Genomic DNA, 20,359 nt, shown 5'->3' with positions numbered 1-20,359 from the left:
GTGATGTCATGAGTCACACCATCCATTGGCGGTCGCTATGGCGACTGCCTTTCCTGGCGCTGTTGCTGGTGGTTGGTCTCGCGCTGCCCCAGGTCGCCGAGGCTCAATCGGACCCACAGGCGGAGGCGGCAACTGCCGTGCCCGCCCTGGATGCCGACACCTGGCGGCAGGTACGCAGCGGTGAGGTCGATGCCTACTACCGCGACAGCCGCTTCGACTCCACCTACAACCTGGTCAATGCCAGCGGCGAGAGCTGGCGCCAGTGGCGTAATCGCTGGGTATCACCCTATGGCCTGATCGTCATGGGCGGCATGCTGGTGATGATCGTCATCTTCTACCTGGTCGCCGGTCGCAAACGGCTGGAAGAGCCACGCACGGGCAACAAGTTGCTTCGCTGGAGTGCACTCGAGCGGACGCTGCACTGGAGTGTCGCGACACTGTTTATCGTGCTGGCACTGACCGGCGTTACGCTGCTCTACGGCAAGCATGTCTTCTATCCACTGTTCGGGGCCGGTATCTGGGGCACCATGGTGTCGGGCTCCAAGCTACTGCACAACTATCTGGGGCCCCTCTTCGGCATCCTGTTGATTGTGCTGCTGGCCAAGCTGTTCGTGCACAACCTGCCGAAGAAGCATGACCTCGAGTGGTTCCGCAAGGGCGGTGGCATGATCGGCAATGAGCATCCCGATGCCGGTTTCGCCAATGCCGGCGAGAAGGTCTGGTACTGGCTGCTGGCCACCGCCGGCATTGTGGTGATCATCAGCGGCCTGGTGCTCGACTTCCCCAACTATGGACAGGCACGGGACACCATGCAGTGGGCCAACCTGATCCATGCAGTGGGTGCCCTGGGCCTGACCGCCGTGGCCTTTGGCCATATCTATATCGGCACCATTGGCACCGAGGGCTCCCTGGAGGGAATGACCACCGGCTATGTCGACGAGACCTGGGCCAAGGAGCACCACAACCTCTGGTACGAAGAGGTGAAGGGTGAGACGGTCCCGGAGGAACAGATTGCCTCGCGTGGCAAGAATGACACCGCCCAGGGACCCGCCCAGAGCTCCCCTTGAACCGCTCGTCACTCAACCATCGACACCGCCCGAGGGCGGTGTCTTTTTGTTATGCTGGACGAAAACCGCACAGAGGAGAGCGTCTTATGCACCATCTCGACGAAACAACCCGTACCGAGCTCGAAGCCGCGGCATTTCGCCACCTTCTGCGTCACCTCGATGAGCACAAGGAGGTACAGAATATCGATCTGATGATCCTTGCCGACTTCTGCCGCAACTGCCTGTCGAAGTGGCTGGTGGGCGCCGCCGAGGAACGCGGCGCCGAACTCGACTACGAGACGGCGCGCGAGTATGTCTACGGTATGCCCTATGGCGAATGGAAGGAGAAGTATCAGCTGGATGCCACGTCGGAGCAGCAGGCCGCCTTCCAGGCCCAGCAGGCGCGAAAACAGGGCCGCGAGGAGTCATCCCAGAATGGCTGAGCCGATGATTCCCCTCTCTGTCGCCGTATTGACGGTGTCCGATACCCGCACCGAAGAGACCGACCGCAGCGGGCAGGCACTGGTCGAACGCCTGGAGCGCACCGGGCACCGACTGGCCGACAAGCGTATTGTCCGCGATGATATCTATCAGATTCGCGCCGTCGTGGCGGCCTGGATCGCCGACCCCGACATTCAGGTCGTGCTGACCACCGGAGGAACAGGCTTTACCGGACGCGACTCCACACCGGAGGCGGTCTCGGTGCTGTTCGATAAACGCATCGAGGGATTTGGTGAACTATTCCGCCATCTGAGTTGGCAGGAAATCGGCAGCTCCACCGTACAGAGCCGCTGCCTGGCCGGGCTCGCCAATGCGACCGTCATCTTTTGCCTGCCCGGCTCCACCGGCGCCTGCCGCACCGCCTGGGACGGCATCCTGGCCGAGCAGCTCGATAGCCGTCACAAGCCGTGCAATTTTGCCAACCTGGTGATTCCCGAGCGGGGTCAGCATGTCTGAGATGACCATCAATCCGCAAAAGCCGTGCAACTCTCTATACCTTCAGACCAACCTGGTGATTCCCGAGCGGGGTCAGCATGGATAGCCCACTCAAACCGGTGACGGCGGCTCTTGACGCGCTGCTCAAGGATGTCGGGGTGCTCGAGACCCAGCGCGTGGCGTGCGAGGAGGCCGCCGGCCGCGTGCTGGCCAATGACGTCATGGCGCGACTCGATGTGCCCTCCTTCGACAACAGCGCCATGGATGGCTATGCGCTGCACCATGGCGATGCCGGCCAGGCACTGCCCATTCGCCAGCGCATCGCCGCCGGGACTACGGTGCAGCCACTCTCGCCCGGCAGCTGCGCGCGGATCTTCACCGGCGGAGAGATTCCGCCGGGAGCCGACTGCGTCGTGATGCAGGAGCGTGTCGAGGTAGCGGATGGCGTCGCCACCCTTCCCGGCGATATCCCGCAGGGTGACAACATCCGTCGACGGGGCCGAGACGTTGCCTGCGGCTCGGTTCTGCTGGAGGCCGGCCGTCGCCTGGAGGCCGCCGCCCTGGGGCATCTTGCCGGCCAGGGCATCACCGAGGTGGAGGTGCGCCGGCGTCCACGCGTCGCGCTGCTCTCCACCGGGGATGAGATCGTCGACCCCGGCACTCCTCTGGGGCCGGGACAACTCTATAACTCCAATCGCCCCATGCTGCGCCGCCTGCTGGAACGCTTCGGGGCAACGGTCGTCTCGATGACATCGATTCCCGACGACCCTTCCGCTACCCGCCGCATGCTCGCCGAGGCCGCCAGCCACGCCGACATCGTGGTGACTACTGGAGGTGTCAGCGTCGGCGAGGAGGATCACGTCAAGGCGGCGGTGGAAGCGTTGGGGGAGCTGGACCTGTGGCGTCTGGCGATCCGTCCAGGGAAACCGCTGGCCCTGGGGAGAATCGGCCGCGGCAACGGCGATGGTGAGGCGCGCTTCGTGGGACTTCCCGGTAACCCGGTCTCAAGCTTCGTCGGGACCTGGCTGTTCCTGAGGCCCCTGATAGGCCGCATGCTGGGCTGCCCGGCCCTGGCCACGCTACCCGAAATACCGGCGCGCAGTGGATTTGCGACCCGGACCGGGCCTCGCGCGCATTACATGCGTGTGAAGCTGCGCTTCGATGACCAGGGCGTGCATGCCGAGGCCTTTACCGACCAGAACTCGGCCGTCCTCTCCTCCTGCATCGAGGCCGACGCTTTGGCGGTCATTCCCGCGGAGACCTCGATCTCCCCCGGAGAGCCGATCAACTGCCTGTGGCTCATGAGCGGTTAGTATCATAAGGAGCGACTTCCAGCGCTTCGCGCACATCGGACCAGAGGCGCTGAAACTCTTCCCCCAGTCTGGGATATTCGGCTTCCAGCCACGGCACCAGTTCCGCGAGCCGGTTGGGTCCCGAGAGGCGCTGACCGATGCCACGGATGGCTCGGCAGGTGAAGCTAAAGTCGGCATAGCGACGCAGCCAATCCTGCTCCACCAGCACGGGCACCATCGGTGCCAGCCGTGAGGGTGCCGAGCGGCGGCTCAGCAACCGATAACTGCGTGAGACGACCGACGACTCCTCATCCTGCGCCTCTTCGAGGTCCAGGGCCACAAAGTGGTCCCAGACCAGATCCAGGGCGATGCCCATATAGCGTCTGCCAGAGCGTGGCGAGCACGCCAGAATATCTCGGGTCACCGCGTGGCGATCCACGAAGGCATCGACCCGACGGTGGTGACGGATGCCGTGCGCCACGTCGGTGGACCAGGCCTCCAGGTCGCTCCCCTTCACGCCATCGGCGATCAGATTGCCATACAGAAAATCGTCGCCTCCACCGCGGGCGAGCCAGGCATGGGCAAGGAAGTTCATAATGGCCTCATAGGCAGTTGGCGGGCTTGGGTAGCCCTGCCAGTCGTGCGCCTACCTTGGCGGGGCTGCCCGGGAACAGTTTCATCAGGTAGATCGAGCGTCCCTTGTCGGGCCCGAGGGCCTGGCCGACGGCCTTTACCAGTGGACGCATCGCCGGTGCCTGTTCGAAGCGGGCATAGAAGTCCCGCAGCACCTGGATGACCTCCCAATGCTCTGCGGTCATCGCGATGCCCTCTTCCTCCGCGAGCTGCTCACAGACGTGTATCGACCACTCGTTCATGTTGACGAGATAGCCTTCCGGGTCGAGTGGGATAAATTGTTTACCTACAGGTAGATAACGGTATATTTCTGTGCTTGCCATCAGTACCAGCTCACCGTGCGCTCGCACGTTTCGGTCAGGGAAATGAAGCCTTCGACGTCCACAACCCTCACCGCTTGGTCCCGGAGCGGGAGGAGTCCACGGGACTCGAGGTCTTCCTGCAGGGCATAGAGGCGCCCCGCCACCCGGTTGAAATGCTCCCGGTGTGCCGGCAAGGCACCGATGACACCATCTTCGATCAACAGCAGCTTGTCATCCGGCCCCATTCCCGCCAAGGCCTGGGCAAGAACCTGGGATGTCGGGGGCCTGTTCAGGGTATGCAGCAACATGGTGTGCCTCGTCAGAAATTCAGTACCAGGGCATGTGATGCCACCAGGCGGGAGATCTCGGCGTCGTCCACCCCCGTGACAGGGAGCATCAGCTGATCACAGGTCAAACCGAGCTCATCCATGCCCCGCTGCTCCACCAGCAGGTTGTCGATGTCGTACATCTCGAGCATGGCGAGTGTCGGGGCCGTACCCTTCTGCCCCAGCGGGCCTGCCTGTTGCCCCTCAAGCAGCGCCGTAATGCCCTCGCCCATGAACAGCAGCGTGACTCGCCGATCGAAGGCCGCAGCGACCAGGGCGACATCGAGTCCCTCCTTGAGCCAGCTGGAGCCATGAGGGGCATGGCGCAGGATCACCATCAGCTCGGCCTGCGATGTTGCATCTTGCATCGGAAACTCTCCTCAGGGGCCGAAGGTGATCAGGCGATCGCAGCGCAGACCCAGGTCGACGAGCTGCCCCAGCCCCGTCAGCTCGAAGGGTGGTGCAACGCTGGCCCCCAGCTTGCCATGCCGTGCGGCCTCCTGTTCATCGAGCAGGCCACGCCTCAGGGCGGCGGCAATGCACACCTGGAGGGGAACGGAGTGCTCCCGCGCCAGCTCGGCCCAGCTATCGACCAGATGTGGCTCATCCTGTGGCGGCGCGGCAAGCCTGGCCGCGTTATGCACGCCGTCATGGTAGAAGAACACTCCTTCGACATCATGCCCCCGCGCCAGCAGCGCGCGGGTAAAACGCAAGGCGGAGTGGGATGCCTGGCTGGTGTAGGGCGCATCGAGTAGAAGGATGGCGTAGCGCATCCGGGGACTCCTGAAACTGGCCTGCAAACAGACTGGCCCCGCCGAAGCGGGGCCAGCCCTGTCTCGCGTGACTCGCGCTGTCAGTCGCTGCTCATGATGCCCAGCAGGGAGAGCAGGCTGACGAAGAGGTTGTAGATCGACACATAGAGCGTGATGGTGGCCAGAATGTAGTTGGTCTCACCGGCGCGATGAACGATCTCACTGGTCTGATAGAGGATCGCCGCGGAAGAGAACAGCACGAAGCCGGCGGATACCATCAGCATCAGCGCGGGGATCTGGAAGAACAGCCCGGCGACCATGGCCAGCACCAGCACGATGGCACCCGCCATCATGAAGTTACCCAGGAAGCTGAAGTCCTTCTTGGTGATCAGCGCCACGGCGGAGAGGCCGATAAAGGTCAGCCCGGTCATCGCCAGGGCATTCATCACCAGGGCGGCGCCGTTGGGCATCGCCAGATAGGCGTTTAGGATCGGCCCCAGGGTGAAGCCCATAAAGCCGGTGAAGGCGAAGGTGGCCAGCAGCCCCATCGCGGAGTTTGCCGTCTTGTGGACCAGGAACATCAGTCCATAGGCACCGATGAAGAACACCAGAATGTTCATGCGCTCGATACCCATCGCCATGGCGGCGCCCGCCGTCACGGCGGAGAAGAGCAGCGTCATGGCCAGCAGGCCATAGGTGTTGCGCAATACCTTGCTGGTATTGCTGACTCCCACCTGACTCTGCTGGCGGCTAATCTGTGACTCTTGGTAGGCCATTGATCCTGTGCTCCCTAACGTCAGTTGATCTTGCCAATCGACTAGCATGCCGGCTGGAAGTTCCTCGCGCAAGAGCTTGATGCACTGGACCTCAACGCTGTTTCTGCTGGTCTCCTGCCGCCAATAGCGCGCCAGCGACCCTGGCCGCACTGCTGCAGACATCGGGCCCCGCCTTTTCCAGTGCATCCCGATCGAGCCAGACCAGCTCCCTGGCGTCGCTTGCCGCAGCCTCTTCCCCGCCCTGCCACGCCATGCGCAGCACGACCACCACATGATGTGAGCGTAGATGGTCCATGGGGTCATGGTCGAGCACATCGATGGCGGCAAGCACCTCACCCGCATTGGCCAGCACCCCGGTTTCTTCGCGCAGCTCACGCTCGGCGGCGGCCTTGAGCGTCTCGCCAGGCTCCACCTTGCCCCCGGGCAGAGCCAACCTCCCGGCGTTCGGGGCATGGGCACGGCGAACCATCAGGATCCGCTCGTTGCGGATCACGGCAGCGGCAACCGCGAGTGTCGGGCGGGGCAAGGTGTCAGGCGTCGACATGGGGTGTCTCGCAGCAGCGAGCGTCCCACTACTTTGCGAGCTCCTCCCCCTGCCCGCAAGGGGGCTTTGCCAGCGGAGCGGCTGACGGGTCAGCTTCCCGAAGCACGGTCTGCCAACTACCGCCGCGTGTCGGCTTCCTGGCGTACCTCGACGCCAACCTCCAATGCCGCCTCGGCACTGGCCAGCCAGATGGCGCCATCCTGGATGGTGATATTGAACTCCATGCCGCGCTGCACCAACTGCCCCAGCGCTGCCATGGTCTCCGGCGAGATGTCATAGACGGAGAGATTGCCCAGGTTGGCCAGCTTGCTGCCGAGCTGCTCCCACCAGATGCCCGCTCCTTGACCGCTGTAGGTATAGAGCACCACCTGGCGGGCGCGGCCGCAGGCACGGCGTATCTCGCGCTCATCCGGCTGTCCCAGCTGAATCCACAGCTCAATCTCGTCGGTCAGGCTCCGCACCCAGAGATCGGGCTCATTGTCGGTGCTGACACCGCGACCGAAGGCGAGATCTTCATGGGCATGTCGGGCGAAGGCCACCACGCGCAGCATCATGCGCTCGTCGGTCTCCGAGGGGTGACGAGCCAGGGTAAGAACATGGTCACCGTAGTAGTGGCGGTCCAGATCGGCAATCTGCAGCCTTGCCTTGTAGATCGTGGCTTTCAATGCCATTCGGGTGGCCTCGAGGAAAGGATGCTATGGCAGAAGGTAGGTAAGGGTAGCCAACCTGGTGGCGACAAGACGTGGCGAGATAGTCGCAAGGCGGGCGACCCAGGAGTAACCCGTCGCCTCCAGGCAGTCGCCGAGGTCAGGGGATGAACCACATGGGCCAGGAGAGAGGCTTAAAAAAAGAAAAAGCCACTGAGAACAGTGGCTTTTCCTAGTGTAATGGCGGAGGGACAGGGATTCGAACCCTGGGTAGGCTCTCACCTACGCCGGTTTTCAAGACCGGTGCATTCAACCGCTCTGCCATCCCTCCGGCTTACGGCGGTGAATATTACCAGCTTTCTCTCTCAGGTCAAGAGCCAATGGCGATCAATGCCTTAGCGGATATATCGGCGATGGCTAGTAAAGCCGCAGACCGACCCGGGTCACGCGGTTGCCATCCATCTCGCTGACCACCCAGTGGATGCCGTGCCAGTCCACATCATCGCCGACCACCGGGTGGCCACCGACACGCAACGAGACAAACTCGCTGAGGCTCATCTCCCGCTCACCGGGACTCAGGGTCAGCCCGTAGGCATCGGCGATATCCTGCATCCTGGCCTCCCCTTCGAAGGTGAACGTGCCGAAGAAGGCGCGTTCCTGCTTGAGCTTCGCCTCTCCATTGAAGAGCCGATTCAGCGCCGGCAGATCCTCGCTGCGACCGATCACGCAAAGCACATCCTCCAGCTGCAATCGCGTACTCCCCTTGGGGTGTAGCATGGCGTGCTCACGAAAGAGGGCCGAGATCAGGGCGCCGGAGGGAAAGCGCAGCAGGCGAATGGGGACGTCGGCGAGATCCTCGTTCTCGACCCGGTAGACGAACATCTCGTAATCGTTCTCGGGCAGAATTCCCAGAGGGCCGCGATGGTTGGGGCTGACCGGTGTCGGTATCAGCACCCGGGTCCACCGCGCCATCAGCGACAGCGTGCCGCCCTGCAGCAACAGGGATAACAGTACCACCGCGAAGGCCACATTGAAGTAAAGCTCCGCCCCCTCCACGCCACCGATCACCGGGAAGATCGCCAGCACGATCGGCACGGCTCCACGCAGGCCGACCCAGGAGATGAAGCCGAGCTCGCGCCAGCGAAACTTGAAGAAGGGCTTGAGCGAGACCAGTACCGCCAGGGGGCGCGCCACAAAGATCAGCATCAGCCCCACCAGGGTCGCAGGCAGCGCATAGTGCAGCAGGTCCGATGGCGATACCAGCAGGCCCAACACCAGGAAGAGCCCTATCTGACTGAGCCAGGCCAGGCCATCATGGACCGGCAGGATGTAGTTGAGGTGGCGTCCCTTCTGGTTGCCGATCATCAGGCCGGCCAGATAGATCGCCAGGAAGCCGCTGCCACCGAGAAAGCTGGTCAGGCCAAAGATACAGAACCCCAGCGACAGGGCGAGCAGAGAGTAGAGCCCGGGCGCCAGATCGACCCAGCGCAGCAGACGGCCACTTAACCAGCCGGCACCCACCCCGATCACCAGGCCGAGGCCGAACTGCTCGATCAGCATCAGCCCGGTCTCCACGGGCCCACCGATGTCGCCGACCAGGATCTCCACCAGCACCAGGGTCAGGAAAATCGCCATGGGATCGTTGGTGCCGGACTCGATCTCCAGGGTCGCCCCGACCCGCTCGTTGAGATTCAGGCCTCGCCCGCTGAGCATCGAGAACACCGCGGCCGCATCGGTCGAGCCCACGATGGCTCCTACCAGCAGGCCTTCGACCAGACCGAGGTCGAATATCCACATCGCAAACAGGCCGACCAGCCCCCCGGTGATAAAGACACCGGCAGACGCCAGGGTCAAAGCTGGCTTGAAGGCGACGCGGAAAGTCTTCAGGCGTGTCCGCAGTCCGCCATCGAGGAGAATCATGGCCAGGGCCAGATGGCTGATCAGAAAGGCCAGGGGGTAGTTATCGAACTCGATCCCAAGCACTCCCTCCTCGCCGGCCAGCATGCCCAGACCAAGGAAGATCAGCAGGAGAGGAAGGCCAATCATTGAGGAGACTCGGCTACCGAGCACGCTCAGGGCGATAAGCAGCCCGGTGAAGAAGAACAGGGTGTTGATGACGTCCATGGCATCCTCTCAAGAGCGGGCCATGCATTATTGCATGTGCCCGGAAAGCGCGCGACAGGCCTGGGTGAGAGCTCCCGACACCAACTGGCGGGGTAGCCGGAGATCCGGATACACTGGCCTGCGGCCGCACACCCCATCAGCCGCGGAGCTCATGAATGCCCAAGCAGCATGCCTCTCCCTACTGGCGTCACCGATGCCTCGCTCTCAGCTTGCTGGTACTCCAGACACTCACGCCCCCCCTGACCTGGGCCGCGGAGAGCCTCGAGGCACCTTCCCCGCCGCTGACCCTGGAGGGCGATGTGATGGTGCCGAATATTGAGCCCTTGCCAAAAGCTGCCTCGGACTCCAGGAAAGGGGGCGAGTCAGAGGAGATCCCCCTTGGCGACCAGGCAGAACTCGTCGAACCTGCCATTCCTGTACCCAGCGTTATTCATTCGCCCCCTGAGCCATTGGCGCCGCCGCCGCTGGAGGCGTTGACCATCATGCTCGACTGGTACCCCAGCCTGCACCACGCCGCGCTGATCCTGGCGGCGAGCAACGGGCTGCCCCAGCGCGAAGGCCTCGAGCTGGAGATTCGGACACCGGCCGACCCAGGCGCGCCGCTTCGCCTCCTCGATGCCAGACTCATCGACCTGGCGCTCACCCACCAGCTGCAACTGCATCTGCAGGTCGACCGTGGCAAGGCTCCCCTGCGCGTCGCGACGCTGGTCGACACTCCGCTGACCGGTGTGGTGACTCGCGAGTCCGCCGGTGTCGAGGGGCCGGAGGGGTTCGCCGGACTCAGCCTCGGGCACGCGACCGACGTGGCCCGAGATATACTATTACCGGCACTTATCGAGCCTCACGGCATCAGCACCGACGAGGTTCAGCTAGTCGAGACCGGCTTTGCCCTGGCCACCGCCATGACCGAGCAGACCCTGGACGGGCTGGTGACGCCCCTGCGCCTGACACTGCCTCATCAACTGGCGAACCGGGGCGTGGCAAACCGACTGCTCAAGGTCGAGGAGTTCGGCATTCCCCACCACGACGGCCTGATACTCGTGGCCCACCGCGACCAGTTTCCCCGCTTGCGAGAGTCGATCAACGAGCTGCTTGACATTTTGCGAGAGACCACCCTCTGGATAATCGAGCACCCCGACGCGGCCTGGGAGGCCCTGATCGAGCAGGAGCCTACGCTTGACACCTCCGCGAACCGGGCAAGCTGGAATGCCAACCTGCTGCGCATGAGCGCCCAGCCGGCAGCACTGGACAGCAGGCGCTACCGCCGTGTCGAGGCCTACCTACATGAAAACGGGCTGATCGATACGATCAGCCCACTGGAGAAATTGGCGGTGGACCCTGGTGCTCAGTAGCCTCCAGGAACAGCGCCTGGGTAAAGGGCGCTACAGCGCGTCGATAAAGGTATCGATGGCCCCACGAAATGCCTCTGGCTGTTCGGCATGTAGCCAATGCCCGGCGTCCAGCGTCACCAGCTGTGCCTCCGGCAATACCTTGCGCAGTGCCGGAAGGTGTTCGTCGGCGACATAGTGGGAGGCACTGCCTCGCAGCACCAGGGTGGGCCCGGTAAAGGGCTTGCTTCCCGCCGGCTCGGCCATGATCGACTCATAGTCTGACTGAATCTGGTCCAGCCCGAGGCGTAGCACCAGTCCCTCGTCTTCACCACGCATCAGATTGGTGGCCAGGAACAGGCGCACCGCCCGCTCCTTCACATGCTCCGCCAGCAGCGCATCGGCCTCGCGGCGATTCGCGGGGCGACCCTCCTTCACTCGGCGCAGTCCCGCCATGACACTGTCGTGATCGTGCCCATAGGCCACCGGCGCGATATCTCCGATGATCAGCGATGCGACCCGCTCAGGGGCCTGACGCGCCAGGGTGATCGCCACCTTCCCCCCCATGGAGTGTCCGAGAAGGTGAGCACGGGAGATCGACAGGCTATCGAGCAGGGCCAGGATATCGTCGGCCATTGCCGTGTACCCCATGCCCTCCACATGTGGGGAGCGACCGTGGTTGCGCAAATCCACCGCCACCACCCGATGGCGCTCCTCCCAGGCCTTGATATGGGAACGCCAGTTATCGGCACTGCCGAACAGGCCGTGGATCACCACCAGTGGCGTGCCATCGCCACCGGTATCCAGGTAGTTGAGCTCGATCGACATGGAAGGGTCCTCGTGCTGTGGTTCGTAAAGCAGGATTCGGAAAGCTGGTTTCGGGTAATAGAGGTTCGCAAAAACCGAAAATCAGTATCGGGCACGCGCCACTTCAGGCGCCACATCCTCGCCCCCGGTGACGCTTACCAGGCGACGGCTGAGCCAGGCCAGTAGCACGCCGTAGAGAGGCAGGAAGAACACCACGCTGATCAATAGCTTGACCGCATAGTCGACCAGCGCGATCTCCAGCCAGTTGGCTGCCATAAAGGCGTCGGAGCTGTTGTGGAAGGCAATCGAGAAGAAGGCCAGGGTATCGGCCAGATTGCCCAGTACCGTGGAGATCGCCGGTGCCACCCACCAGGCGCGCAGTCGACGCAGGCGATCGAAGACGTGAACATCGAGCAACTGACCCAGCACATAGGCCATGAAGCTGGCCACAGCAATGCGCGCGACAAACAGGTCCCACTCGCCAAGCGCCTGGAGCCCCGCAAAGCTGCCACGGGGGAACACCACCGACACCACATAGGAGACCACCAGCGCCGGAAACATCACCCGCATGATGATCGCCCGGGCCGGCCCCTTGCCAAACAGACGCACGGTCAGGTCGGTCGCCAGGAAGATAAAGGGAAAGCTGATGGCGCCCCAGGTGGTATGCAGACCGAACACCATGAATGGCAACTGCACCAGATAGTTGCTGGCGGCGATGACGGCGATATGGAAGGCAACCAGCAGCGCCAGACAGCGACGATACTGTAGTGAAGAGAGCACGAACATCGTGAATCCTTTTTTGGGGAGGGGTGAGGGAACCCTCGTGCAAGATTGCGTCGGTAGCGACGCGGCGCGGGCGCATTATACGGCGTGGGGAACCGACTGGCCATGCGCGACGCCAGGGCCAGCGCAGAGGACACTAGCCAGGGTGGAGGGCGCCTGCCCGAAACGCCGCACGCCGCCCCATGGGGCGGCGTGCGATCACATCATGATGTCACCCAGCGCGACGCCTAGACCTGGCGCGCCTCGCTGGCGGCACCGACGTCATGGGCCTGCATGGCCTCGTGAATCTCCTCGAGGCTCGCCGGGTCATCGATGGTGGAAGGCACCGAGTACTCCTTGCCATCGGCAATGTTGCGCAACAGCTTGCGCAGGATCTTGCCGGAGCGCGTCTTGGGCAGACGATCCACCACCAGCACCTGCTTGAAGCAGGCGATCGGTCCGATCTTCTCCCGCACCAGGGCGATCAGCTCCTTCTCCAGCTCCACCTCCCGCCCATCGAAGCCATCCTTGGGGATGACCAGCCCCACCGGCAGCTGCCCCTTGAGCGCGTCATGGATACCGATGACGGCACACTCGGCCACGGCAGGATGATCGCCAACGACCTCCTCCATCTCGCCGGTGGAGAGGCGGTGACCGGCCACGTTGATGACATCATCGGTGCGCCCCATGATGAACAGATAACCGTCCTCATCGATATAGCCGCCATCCCCGGTCAGATAATACCCCGGAAAGGCTGCCATATAGGCCGAATGGAAACGTTGAGGGTCGCCCCACACCCCCGTCAGACAGCCAGGGGGCAGGGGCTGCTTGATCACCACGCTGCCCTGGGCCATGGGCGCCATGGACTCACCCTCACGGTCGAGGATCTGCACGTTGAAACCGGGCACCGGCACGGTGGCACTGCCCGCCTTGGTGGGCATGGACTCGAGGCCATGGAGGTTGGCGGCGATGGGCCAGCCACTCTCGGTCTGCCACCAGTGGTCGATGACCGGCACGTCGAGCAGATCATCCAGCCAGTGGAAGGTCGGCGGATCGAGGCGCTCCCCCGCCAGGAACAGCGCCTTGAGACTCGAAATATCGTACTGCGCCAGCAACTTGCCGTCCGGGTCCTCCTTCTTGACGGCACGGAAGGCCGTCGGCGCGGTGAAGAAGCTCTTCACCCCATACTCCTCGATGATCCGCCAGAACGCTCCGGCATCCGGCGTCTTTACCGGCTTGCCCTCGTAGACGACGGTGGTCGCCCCGCGCAGCAGCGGCGCATACACGATGTAGGAGTGGCCAACCACCCAGCCCACATCCGAGGCCGAGAAGAACACCTCGCCCGGCGCCACGTCATAGATCACGTCCATGGAGTAATTCAACGCGACCGCATAGCCGCCCGTATCGCGCACCACCCCCTTGGGCTTGCCCGTGGTACCCGAGGTGTAGAGAACATAGAGGGGATCCGTGCCCTTCACCGGGACGCAGTCAGCGGGCGTCGATGTCTCGACCAGCGTCGCCCAGTCATGGTCGCGCTCACCCAGCTCGGCGAGATGCTGCTCGCGCTGGAAGATCACACAGGCATCCGGCTTATGGGCACTCTGCTCGACGGCCGCGTCGACGATCGGCTTGTAGGGCAGAACCTTGCCGACCTCGACGCCACAGGAGGCGGCGACCACCACCTTGGGGGCGGCATCCTCGATGCGCACCGCCAGTTCGTGGGGCGCGAAGCCACCGAACACGACCGAGTGCACCGCGCCGAGCCTGGCACAGGCATACATGGCGACCAGAGCCTCGGGCACCATGGGCATGTAGATCACCACGCGGTCGCCCTTCTCGACCCCCATCGCCTTCAGAGCACCGGCAAACCGCGCCACCTGATCGCGCATCTCCCGATAGCTCAGGGTGCGCTTGCTGTCGGTCACCGGGGAGTCCCACAACAGGGCAGGCTGCTCCCCCCTGCCCTGCTCGACATGATAGTCGAGAGCGGCATAGGCAATATTCAGCTCGCCGTCTCCGAACCAGCGGGCATGGTTGGCCTCATCATACTCGAGGATCCTCTCAGGCTCCTTGAACCAGGGGATGCGGCGCGCCTGCTCGGCCCAGAAGGTCTCGGGGTGATCGATCGAACGACGAAATTCATTGGCGTAGCTGTTCATCGAGTGGTTGCTCATGGCGATCCTGTCACGGTCCAGTGCATGTAATTGTTGACACTGTAAAGCACAGCCCCCCGGGCTCCCTCATACGATAGGCTAAATTTCGACGAAAGAAGCAGATCTTGATGCTTTATTGTCAACAACTGTAGTAAGGCGGGCTCCATGAAAAAACCGCCGCCTCGACGCCCACAGACAACAGGATTTACGCTATGCTTGAGCAAAGCATGATATACCGTCGCGGCGCTCGGTAGCGCCGGGCACGACCCCTCCACTCACGCGCAGCGCGGGGACACGCCATGAAGACTCCCAGCCGCGAGGCAGCACGACTCATCGAAGGGGGGAGCGGCGCCATTGATCGCGCCACCGCCCTGCTCAAGGCGATGGCCAACGACAACCGGCTTCGCATCCTCTGCCTGCTCGACACGGGCGAGATGTCGGTGACCGAGCTCAATGGACATCTGGCACTGAGCCAGTCGGCCCTATCACAACACCTCGCCATCCTGCGTCGGGAGGAGCTGGTATCGACCCGCCGCAGCTCCCAGACCATCTACTACTCGCTACAGGGCGACAGCGTCAGGTCGATCATCGCCACCCTCGTTAACCTCGGCCTGGCTGACAGCTGACGAGCGAAGGCGTCATATCAAGCCCTCCGGGCCGTAGGCCAGGCCTCCAAGCCGGAGGGCGACGCAGGCGTCAGGCTCAGCGCTTCTGCCAGCGACTGGCATCCAGCGCCTGGGCACCTCGCAGCAGCGCCTGCTCCACTCCGGCGGACACCGCCGCACCGAGCCGCTCGCCAAGCCGGCGTGACGGCTCCAGCTTGACCCGTATGACCCTGGCCTCCTGCATGCGCTCTACCAGATAGGCCTCGCTGGTACCCAGAGCATCGACCAACCCCCTGTCCAGGGCCTCGCTGCCGTACCAGATCTCGCCGGTGGCGATCGCCTCGATATCGAGCTCGGGTCGGCGCTTTGCCACATGGCGCTTGAACAGCTCGTGGGTCCTCTCCAGATCATCGATGAACTTCTCGCGCCCCTCCTCGGTATTCTCACCGAGTACCGTCAGGGTGCGCTTGTAGCGTCCGGCGGTCAGCACCTCGACATCGATATCGTGGCGCTTGAGCAGGCGGTGCACATTGGGCACCTGGGCCACCACACCGATCGAGCCCACCACCGCCAGCGGTGCCGCCTGCACCCTGTCCGCCCCACACGCCATCAGGTAACCACCGCTGGCGGCCACCTTGTCGATACAGACCGTCGTGGCCAGTCCCGCGTCACGCAGGCGGTCGAGCTCGGCGGCAGCCAGACCATAGGCATGCACCAGGCCACCCGCGGACTCGAGGCGCACCACCACCTCGTCTCCCGACTCGGCTGCCGCGATGACCGCCGAAATCTCTTCGGCGAAGCGGTCGGTCCCGCTGGCTCGAATATCCCCATGGAAGTCGATCAGCCAGACCGTCGACCGGCGCTCCTCTCCCTCACGCTTATGAGACTTGCCGGCCTTGGCCTGCTGCTTGTCCTCACGTCTGAAGGCCTTGAGCAGGCGCTTGCGAGCCCCCGGTTCGCTGGCCGCCAGCCGCAATCGCCGCTTCCTTTCGTCACGCCCCCGATTGAGTTCCACGAGCTTGAGCCGTGAGTCGCTGCCCGCCTCCTGTCGCAATCTGGCCACCACCGCGACTGCGAGCCCGACCACCAGCACCACACTCAGCAACTGGACCAGAAACAGTCCGACGTCCGCTAGCCACTCTCCCATCAATGCCTCCCTAGCGACCCGGAGCCCTGCACATGACAACAGCTCTGTAAATAACTACAGCTTTGTAAATAACTACAGCTCTGCGCATCACAACAGCTAAGGCCCGCTTGATTAAAACAGTTGTTTGAAATACGCTCACGCCATCCCCCAAACCCGCAGGAGTCTCACTTGAGCCAGTCTACCCTCGACACCCTGACGTCTCGCTTCGACCCCCAGGCCGCCAGCGGCATGGATGAGGTCTTCCAGTTCCATTTCGACGATGCCGAGAGCCACTACCTGGTCATCCAGGATGAATCGCTGAGCGTCGAGCAGGGGGAACACGACGACCCCTCCGTCAGCTTGACCATGAGCACCGCGACACTCAAGGGCCTGATGACCGGCGAGGTCAACGGCATGACGGCCTTCATGACCGGCAAGCTCAAGGCCACCGGCAACGTCATGCTGGCCACCAAGCTGACCAGCCTGTTTCCCGGCGACTAACCGCAACTCTCCGTCCCAGTCGAGCCCGTCGCTGAACTTAGCGGGCCGCCACCTCGGCCAGATGTGTCTCGATCAGGGCCCGTGAGATCGAGTAGAGCGGAGGCAGCTGAGGTAGCTGGCGTGGAGAGAACCAGGCGGCATCGGCGATCTCCACGCCATCGATGCGGATGCGTCGACTGGCCGCCTCGGCGAAGAAGCCGAGCATCAGGGCGTGGGGAAACGGCCAGGCCTGGCTGCGAAAGTAGCGAATCCTGCCTACGCTCACCCCCACTTCCTCGAAGATCTCGCGGCGCACCGCCTCCTCTGCCGACTCCCCGGGCTCGATAAAGCCTGCCAGGGTCGAGTAACGCCGTGGTGGAAAGCGCGGACTGCGCGCCAGCAACAGCGACTCCCCATGCGTCACCAGAGTGATGATACAGGGCGAGATGCGAGGATAGTTGCGGTGCCCGCAACCGTGGCAATGCATGGCAAACTCAGCATCGAGACGGGCCGCCGGAGCGCCGCATCGACCGCAGAAGCGATGGTTGCGTAGCCAGGCGGCCACCTGCAGCGAGGTCGAGACCAGCCCGAAGCGCGACTCCGGCAGCCGCGCCAGCCACTCACGCCCGCTTGGCCAGTCATCGCCCGCCTCGGCCTCGAGAGAGAGCGCCACCGGCACGTCATGCCAATAGCCCAGCGGCTGCATCTGCTCCGTCCAGGGCATGACCGGCTGCAGGACCCCGCCGTCGGGCGCTGGCGCGATGCGCCCTTCGGCAAGTCGAATCACATGGCCTTCTCGCGCCTCGAGGGGGAGTTCGCGACGCAGCATCAGTGCACAATCCCTTTCACGCCATCCCACAGGCACTCACCCGCCGCCTCGCGGATGCTTGCCAGCTTCTTGCGATGGGCGGCCAGCTCCTGGTCGCTTGGCGTCGACACGCGCAGCTGCCCCGCCGCTATCGATACGGGCCGATGCTGGATGCCGGCCTTTCTGCCCCCCTCCGCATTCATGGAGGCGTCCAGAAGCAGGGCGGTCTGGCCACCGGTCATCGCCAGATAGACCTCGGCGAGGATCTCGGCATCAAGCAGGGCGCCGTGGAGGACCCGGTGACCGTTATCGATCTCGTAGCGCTTGCACAGCGCATCCAGGTTGTTGCGCTGGCCTGGATGCTTGTCGCGTGCCAGCTGCAAGGTATCGAGAATGCGACAATGCTCCGCCACCGGCCCCAGCCGTGGCTCGCCGCGCGAGGCGTTGAGCATGGTCAGCTCATGGTCGATAAACCCCACATCGAAGGGAGCATTATGGATGACCAACTCGCCACCCTCGATAAAGGCCCAGAACTCATCCGCGATCTCCGCGAACAGTGGCTCACCGGCAACCCGTTCATTGGTGATGCCATGCACCGAGATCGCCTCCTCCTCGATCTCGCGCTCGGGGTTGATGAACTGGTGGTAGGTACGCCCGGTCAGTCGGCGATTGACCATCTCCACCGCGCCGATCTCGATCAGGCGGTGGCCTTCCCTGGGGTCAATGCCCGTGGTCTCGGTGTCCAGAATTATCTGACGCATCACATCTCCCTCACGTCTGCTGGCGGTGGCTGTCGATGGCCTCATTGGCAAGCGCATCGGCGCGCTCATTCCCCGGATGACCGCTATGCCCCTTGACCCAGTGCCACTCGATCTCGTGGCGGTGGGTCTCCTCGAGCAGCTCCTTCCACAGCTCGGCATTCTTGACCGGCTGTCGACCGGCCGTCTTCCAGCCCCGCTTGACCCAGCCATGGATCCACTCGGTGATGCCGCGGCGCAGATACTCTGAATCGGTCCATAGCGCCACACGACAGGAGCGCTTGAGCTCGCGCAGTGCCATGATCGCCGCCATCAGCTCCATGCGATTATTGGTGGTGCGCGCCTCGTAGCCATTCAGCGTTTTCTCATGCGGTCCGCTGATCAGCAGCGCCCCCCAGCCACCGGGTCCCGGATTGCCACGACAGGCACCATCGGTATAGATAGTCACCGACGGCGTACCGCCGACCTCTGAGTCACTCACTCTCTGTCATCCCTCTCTCTTGAACCGTCTGCTGTCGAGCCACCCTGTGGTCGGGCTCCAGACGGGCCGCCCCAAATGCCGCCCCTCCCAGCGGAGCAGTAAAACGTAATCCACTTCTTCGGGTCTCGATCAGCTGCGGACGGCGCTGAGCCTGGATCATGTAACTGTCACCCAATGGCAGGTTGTAGCGACGTCCCAGCGTTTCGAAGAGCGCATTACGGGGCAAGCGTCCCGGCAGGTGAAAAGCGCAGTAGTCTACCCGTTCGATCTCGAAGTCGACAAACGCCAACCAGTCGCGCAATCGGTTGGGAGAGCGCCACTGACCACGCCAGGGAAGTCGCTGGCGACGCGCGGGTGATAGCCGTCCCATGGCCATGGGAGACAACGGCATCCAGCCGAAGAGAATGAGCCGCCCCTCATCGGCGGTGATGCGTGCGGCCTCCTGCAGCATGTGATGCGGATCGGGCGCCACCTCGAGCAGATGGTGGACGACCACCAGGTGGAGACTGCCATCGGGGAGTGGCAGCGCGTCGGGTGAGCAGACCAGCGTCGATGCCCCCTGGGCCAGCTCTCGGGTCGGTGCCCACTGCATGGGGTGGCGCACCGGACACATGTCGGCCAACACGCTGCCAAATCCCAGCTCGAGACTGTGCATGCCGAAGAGCCGCTCACAGACCGGTCCCAGGCAGGCCCTTTCGGCACACCGTATGGCTTCACCCGTCGGTGTGGACCAGAAGCGCTGGCCTTCGCGATACAGTGCCGCCAGCCGCTGGGCACCCCTGTCGGTTGACATGTCCCTCCCTACTCTTCATATTAAGCGGATTTTGCGAACCGTTCATGCCCACTCAGGACACTCAGCCCATGTTGAGCGTGACACCGATTCCCGCGTTTAGCGATAACTATATCTGGCTTCTGCGTCAGGACACGACCCCCGATGTCTGCGTGGTGGACCCCGGCGATGCCGCCCCGGTCATCGAGCTGCTCGAGCGCGAGTCGTTGACACTCTCGACGGTGCTGATCACGCACCACCACCGGGATCATACCGGTGGCCTATCCGAGCTTATCGAACGCTACTCACCGCAGGTGATTGGCCCCGATAACGATGCCATCGACGGCATCGGCACCAGGGTGGGCGAGGGCGATGAGGTTCGCGTCATGGGACGGCTATTCGAGGTGATCGCGGTGCCCGGCCATACCCTGGATCATATCGCATTCTTCACCGCCGGCATTCCGCCACTGCTGTTCGGCGGCGACGCCCTGTTCAGTGCCGGTTGCGGCCGCCTCTTCGAAGGCACCCCGGCACAGATGCACGCCTCGCTGCAGAAGCTGGCGGCACTGCCCGATGACACCCTTGTCTTCGCCGCCCATGAATACACTCAGGCCAATCTGCGCTTTGCGTTGGCCGCCGACCCCCACAATCCGGACGTGGTCCAGGCCATGGAAGAGTGCCAGCGTGCCAGGGAGCTAGATCGCCCGACACTGCCCACCTCCCTGGCTCGCGAGAAACGCATCAATCCCTTCCTGCGCGTGGCAGATGCCGGCGTACGCCAGGCCAGCTCGGCCCATGGCGACGTCGACAGTGACGAGGCGACCTTCGCCACCCTGCGCGCCTGGAAGGACAACTTCTGAACTCGATCCAGGACGCCTGATGCCTTCCGGCACTGCCGGAGGCC

At 63.5% G+C, this 20,359-nt stretch carries 25 protein-coding genes and 1 tRNA gene; 8 read left to right on the top strand and 18 right to left on the bottom strand.

Annotation, left to right across the window (positions count from 1 at the left end; translation table 11 throughout):
- Positions 1 to 8: 8 nt before the first annotated feature.
- The 4 genes from E0702_RS00500 (at position 9) to E0702_RS00485 (ending at position 3,295) form a co-directional block, all read left to right on the top strand.
- Positions 9 to 1,067 carry a formate dehydrogenase subunit gamma gene (locus E0702_RS00500; RefSeq protein WP_132041007.1) on the top strand — a complete coding sequence of 353 codons (1,059 nt, stop codon included), beginning with the start codon at positions 9 to 11 and terminating at the stop codon, positions 1,065 to 1,067.
- Positions 1,068 to 1,153: 86 nt separating this feature from the next.
- Entirely contained in the window at positions 1,154 to 1,489 is a 336-nt protein-coding gene (locus tag E0702_RS00495; protein ID WP_132041006.1) for a DUF1244 domain-containing protein, read from the top strand.
- Positions 1,482 to 2,003 (top strand): molybdenum cofactor biosynthesis protein B, encoded by a 522-nt coding sequence (gene moaB, locus E0702_RS00490; RefSeq protein ID WP_132041005.1) that lies wholly within the window; start codon positions 1,482 to 1,484, stop codon positions 2,001 to 2,003. Before E0702_RS00495 ends, moaB begins: the two co-directional genes overlap by 8 nt.
- A gap of 77 nt (positions 2,004 to 2,080) precedes the next feature.
- Positions 2,081 to 3,295 (top strand): molybdopterin molybdotransferase MoeA, encoded by a 1,215-nt coding sequence (locus E0702_RS00485; protein WP_132041004.1) that lies wholly within the window; start codon positions 2,081 to 2,083, stop codon positions 3,293 to 3,295.
- On the opposite strand, the gene E0702_RS00480 is transcribed toward E0702_RS00485, so the two are convergent.
- The 10 genes from E0702_RS00480 to E0702_RS00435 all read right to left on the bottom strand — a co-directional run bounded on the left by E0702_RS00480 (position 3,282) and on the right by E0702_RS00435 (position 9,378).
- Entirely contained in the window at positions 3,282 to 3,869 is a 588-nt protein-coding gene (locus E0702_RS00480) for an ACP phosphodiesterase (RefSeq protein ID WP_132041003.1), read from the bottom strand. The genes E0702_RS00485 and E0702_RS00480 overlap by 14 nt on opposite strands.
- 7 nt (positions 3,870 to 3,876) lie before the next feature.
- Positions 3,877 to 4,230, bottom strand: coding sequence for a TusE/DsrC/DsvC family sulfur relay protein (locus E0702_RS00475; RefSeq protein WP_132041002.1), 354 nt, complete (start codon positions 4,228 to 4,230; stop codon positions 3,877 to 3,879).
- Positions 4,230 to 4,517 (bottom strand): sulfurtransferase complex subunit TusB, encoded by a 288-nt coding sequence (tusB, locus tag E0702_RS00470; RefSeq protein WP_132041001.1) that lies wholly within the window; start codon positions 4,515 to 4,517, stop codon positions 4,230 to 4,232. Before tusB ends, E0702_RS00475 begins: the two co-directional genes overlap by 1 nt.
- An 11-nt stretch (positions 4,518 to 4,528) precedes the next feature.
- Positions 4,529 to 4,903: a sulfurtransferase complex subunit TusC gene (gene tusC / locus E0702_RS00465; RefSeq protein ID WP_132041000.1), complete on the bottom strand. Its 375-nt coding sequence runs from the start codon at positions 4,901 to 4,903 to the stop codon at positions 4,529 to 4,531.
- 12 nt (positions 4,904 to 4,915) lie between these two features.
- Entirely contained in the window at positions 4,916 to 5,308 is a 393-nt protein-coding gene (gene tusD / locus E0702_RS00460; RefSeq protein ID WP_132040999.1) for a sulfurtransferase complex subunit TusD, read from the bottom strand.
- Between the two features lie 80 nt (positions 5,309 to 5,388).
- Positions 5,389 to 6,063, bottom strand: a complete 675-nt coding sequence (locus E0702_RS00455; protein WP_132040998.1) for a Bax inhibitor-1/YccA family protein — start codon at positions 6,061 to 6,063, stop codon at positions 5,389 to 5,391.
- Positions 6,064 to 6,154: 91 nt separating this feature from the next.
- Positions 6,155 to 6,607, bottom strand: coding sequence for an NUDIX hydrolase (locus E0702_RS00450; protein WP_132040997.1), 453 nt, complete (start codon positions 6,605 to 6,607; stop codon positions 6,155 to 6,157).
- A 116-nt stretch (positions 6,608 to 6,723) separates the two neighbouring features.
- The gene (locus tag E0702_RS00445) at positions 6,724 to 7,278 is read right to left on the bottom strand and encodes a YaeQ family protein (RefSeq protein ID WP_132040996.1); all 555 of its coding nucleotides are present in this window, start codon (positions 7,276 to 7,278) and stop codon (positions 6,724 to 6,726) included.
- Positions 7,279 to 7,495: 217 nt separating this feature from the next.
- Positions 7,496 to 7,585: transfer RNA gene (locus E0702_RS00440), tRNA-Ser, on the bottom strand.
- 86 nt (positions 7,586 to 7,671) lie between these two features.
- On the bottom strand, positions 7,672 to 9,378 hold the full coding sequence (locus E0702_RS00435) for a potassium/proton antiporter (protein WP_132040995.1): 1,707 nt from the start codon (positions 9,376 to 9,378) through the stop codon (positions 7,672 to 7,674).
- A gap of 155 nt (positions 9,379 to 9,533) precedes the next feature.
- On the opposite strand from E0702_RS00435, the gene E0702_RS00430 reads away from it, so the two are divergent.
- Entirely contained in the window at positions 9,534 to 10,730 is a 1,197-nt protein-coding gene (locus E0702_RS00430) for an ABC transporter substrate-binding protein (protein ID WP_132040994.1), read from the top strand.
- A 30-nt stretch (positions 10,731 to 10,760) separates the two neighbouring features.
- Here E0702_RS00430 and E0702_RS00425 read toward each other — a convergent pair whose 3' ends face one another.
- The 3 genes from E0702_RS00425 to E0702_RS00415 form a co-directional block, all read right to left on the bottom strand.
- The gene (locus tag E0702_RS00425) at positions 10,761 to 11,534 is read right to left on the bottom strand and encodes an alpha/beta fold hydrolase (protein ID WP_132040993.1); all 774 of its coding nucleotides are present in this window, start codon (positions 11,532 to 11,534) and stop codon (positions 10,761 to 10,763) included.
- A gap of 81 nt (positions 11,535 to 11,615) precedes the next feature.
- Positions 11,616 to 12,299: a 7-cyano-7-deazaguanine/7-aminomethyl-7-deazaguanine transporter gene (locus E0702_RS00420; RefSeq protein ID WP_132040992.1), complete on the bottom strand. Its 684-nt coding sequence runs from the start codon at positions 12,297 to 12,299 to the stop codon at positions 11,616 to 11,618.
- Between the two features lie 224 nt (positions 12,300 to 12,523).
- Positions 12,524 to 14,470 (bottom strand): propionyl-CoA synthetase, encoded by a 1,947-nt coding sequence (locus E0702_RS00415; RefSeq protein ID WP_306766890.1) that lies wholly within the window; start codon positions 14,468 to 14,470, stop codon positions 12,524 to 12,526.
- A 257-nt stretch (positions 14,471 to 14,727) separates the two neighbouring features.
- Between E0702_RS00415 and E0702_RS00410 the strand changes: the two genes are divergently transcribed.
- Positions 14,728 to 15,054 (top strand): ArsR/SmtB family transcription factor, encoded by a 327-nt coding sequence (locus E0702_RS00410; protein ID WP_132040990.1) that lies wholly within the window; start codon positions 14,728 to 14,730, stop codon positions 15,052 to 15,054.
- 76 nt (positions 15,055 to 15,130) lie between these two features.
- On the opposite strand, the gene sohB is transcribed toward E0702_RS00410, so the two are convergent.
- A complete protein-coding gene (gene sohB, locus E0702_RS00405; RefSeq protein ID WP_132040989.1) occupies positions 15,131 to 16,180 on the bottom strand; it encodes a protease SohB in 1,050 nt (349 codons plus the stop codon).
- Between the two features lie 168 nt (positions 16,181 to 16,348).
- On the opposite strand from sohB, the gene E0702_RS00400 reads away from it, so the two are divergent.
- Positions 16,349 to 16,660, top strand: a complete 312-nt coding sequence (locus E0702_RS00400) for an SCP2 sterol-binding domain-containing protein (RefSeq protein ID WP_132040988.1) — start codon at positions 16,349 to 16,351, stop codon at positions 16,658 to 16,660.
- A 37-nt stretch (positions 16,661 to 16,697) separates the two neighbouring features.
- On the opposite strand, the gene nudC is transcribed toward E0702_RS00400, so the two are convergent.
- From nudC to E0702_RS00380, 4 genes are read right to left on the bottom strand one after another with little or no spacing between them, the layout of a single operon-like run.
- Positions 16,698 to 17,468, bottom strand: coding sequence for an NAD(+) diphosphatase (gene nudC / locus E0702_RS00395; RefSeq protein ID WP_132040987.1), 771 nt, complete (start codon positions 17,466 to 17,468; stop codon positions 16,698 to 16,700).
- On the bottom strand, positions 17,468 to 18,208 hold the full coding sequence (gene dnaQ, locus E0702_RS00390) for a DNA polymerase III subunit epsilon (protein ID WP_132040986.1): 741 nt from the start codon (positions 18,206 to 18,208) through the stop codon (positions 17,468 to 17,470). The genes nudC and dnaQ overlap by 1 nt, the downstream gene beginning before the upstream one ends.
- Positions 18,209 to 18,218: 10 nt before the next feature.
- Positions 18,219 to 18,686: a ribonuclease HI gene (gene rnhA, locus E0702_RS00385; RefSeq protein WP_132040985.1), complete on the bottom strand. Its 468-nt coding sequence runs from the start codon at positions 18,684 to 18,686 to the stop codon at positions 18,219 to 18,221.
- Positions 18,679 to 19,479, bottom strand: coding sequence for a methyltransferase domain-containing protein (locus tag E0702_RS00380; protein ID WP_132040984.1), 801 nt, complete (start codon positions 19,477 to 19,479; stop codon positions 18,679 to 18,681). The genes rnhA and E0702_RS00380 overlap by 8 nt, the downstream gene beginning before the upstream one ends.
- A gap of 68 nt (positions 19,480 to 19,547) precedes the next feature.
- Between E0702_RS00380 and gloB the strand changes: the two genes are divergently transcribed.
- A complete protein-coding gene (gene gloB, locus E0702_RS00375) occupies positions 19,548 to 20,315 on the top strand; it encodes a hydroxyacylglutathione hydrolase (RefSeq protein WP_132040983.1) in 768 nt (255 codons plus the stop codon).
- Positions 20,316 to 20,359 lie beyond the last annotated feature (44 nt).

The organism is Halomonas marinisediminis, from assembly GCF_004347715.1.
GTDB lineage: Bacteria > Pseudomonadota > Gammaproteobacteria > Pseudomonadales > Halomonadaceae > Halomonas > Halomonas icarae.
Note: the sequence above shows the minus strand (reverse complement) of the source record. Positions and strands in the feature narration are given on the sequence as shown.

Excerpts from the sequence above, each read along its gene's own strand:
- E0702_RS00500 (WP_132041007.1), top strand. The coding sequence starts at position 9 with ATGAGTCACACCATCCATTGGCGGTCGCTATGGCGACTGCCTTTCCTG.
- E0702_RS00495 (WP_132041006.1), top strand. The coding sequence starts at position 1,154 with ATGCACCATCTCGACGAAACAACCCGTACCGAGCTCGAAGCCGCGGCA.
- moaB (WP_132041005.1), top strand. The coding sequence starts at position 1,482 with ATGGCTGAGCCGATGATTCCCCTCTCTGTCGCCGTATTGACGGTGTCC.
- E0702_RS00485 (WP_132041004.1), top strand. The coding sequence starts at position 2,081 with ATGGATAGCCCACTCAAACCGGTGACGGCGGCTCTTGACGCGCTGCTC.
- E0702_RS00480 (WP_132041003.1), bottom strand. The coding sequence starts at position 3,869 with ATGAACTTCCTTGCCCATGCCTGGCTCGCCCGCGGTGGAGGCGACGAT.
- E0702_RS00475 (WP_132041002.1), bottom strand. The coding sequence starts at position 4,230 with ATGGCAAGCACAGAAATATACCGTTATCTACCTGTAGGTAAACAATTT.
- tusB (WP_132041001.1), bottom strand. The coding sequence starts at position 4,517 with ATGTTGCTGCATACCCTGAACAGGCCCCCGACATCCCAGGTTCTTGCC.
- tusC (WP_132041000.1), bottom strand. The coding sequence starts at position 4,903 with ATGCAAGATGCAACATCGCAGGCCGAGCTGATGGTGATCCTGCGCCAT.
- tusD (WP_132040999.1), bottom strand. The coding sequence starts at position 5,308 with ATGCGCTACGCCATCCTTCTACTCGATGCGCCCTACACCAGCCAGGCA.
- E0702_RS00455 (WP_132040998.1), bottom strand. The coding sequence starts at position 6,063 with ATGGCCTACCAAGAGTCACAGATTAGCCGCCAGCAGAGTCAGGTGGGA.
- E0702_RS00450 (WP_132040997.1), bottom strand. The coding sequence starts at position 6,607 with ATGTCGACGCCTGACACCTTGCCCCGCCCGACACTCGCGGTTGCCGCT.
- E0702_RS00445 (WP_132040996.1), bottom strand. The coding sequence starts at position 7,278 with ATGGCATTGAAAGCCACGATCTACAAGGCAAGGCTGCAGATTGCCGAT.
- E0702_RS00435 (WP_132040995.1), bottom strand. The coding sequence starts at position 9,378 with ATGGACGTCATCAACACCCTGTTCTTCTTCACCGGGCTGCTTATCGCC.
- E0702_RS00430 (WP_132040994.1), top strand. The coding sequence starts at position 9,534 with ATGCCCAAGCAGCATGCCTCTCCCTACTGGCGTCACCGATGCCTCGCT.
- E0702_RS00425 (WP_132040993.1), bottom strand. The coding sequence starts at position 11,534 with ATGTCGATCGAGCTCAACTACCTGGATACCGGTGGCGATGGCACGCCA.
- E0702_RS00420 (WP_132040992.1), bottom strand. The coding sequence starts at position 12,299 with ATGTTCGTGCTCTCTTCACTACAGTATCGTCGCTGTCTGGCGCTGCTG.
- E0702_RS00410 (WP_132040990.1), top strand. The coding sequence starts at position 14,728 with ATGAAGACTCCCAGCCGCGAGGCAGCACGACTCATCGAAGGGGGGAGC.
- sohB (WP_132040989.1), bottom strand. The coding sequence starts at position 16,180 with ATGGGAGAGTGGCTAGCGGACGTCGGACTGTTTCTGGTCCAGTTGCTG.
- nudC (WP_132040987.1), bottom strand. The coding sequence starts at position 17,468 with ATGCTGCGTCGCGAACTCCCCCTCGAGGCGCGAGAAGGCCATGTGATT.
- dnaQ (WP_132040986.1), bottom strand. The coding sequence starts at position 18,208 with ATGCGTCAGATAATTCTGGACACCGAGACCACGGGCATTGACCCCAGG.
- E0702_RS00380 (WP_132040984.1), bottom strand. The coding sequence starts at position 19,479 with ATGTCAACCGACAGGGGTGCCCAGCGGCTGGCGGCACTGTATCGCGAA.
- gloB (WP_132040983.1), top strand. The coding sequence starts at position 19,548 with ATGTTGAGCGTGACACCGATTCCCGCGTTTAGCGATAACTATATCTGG.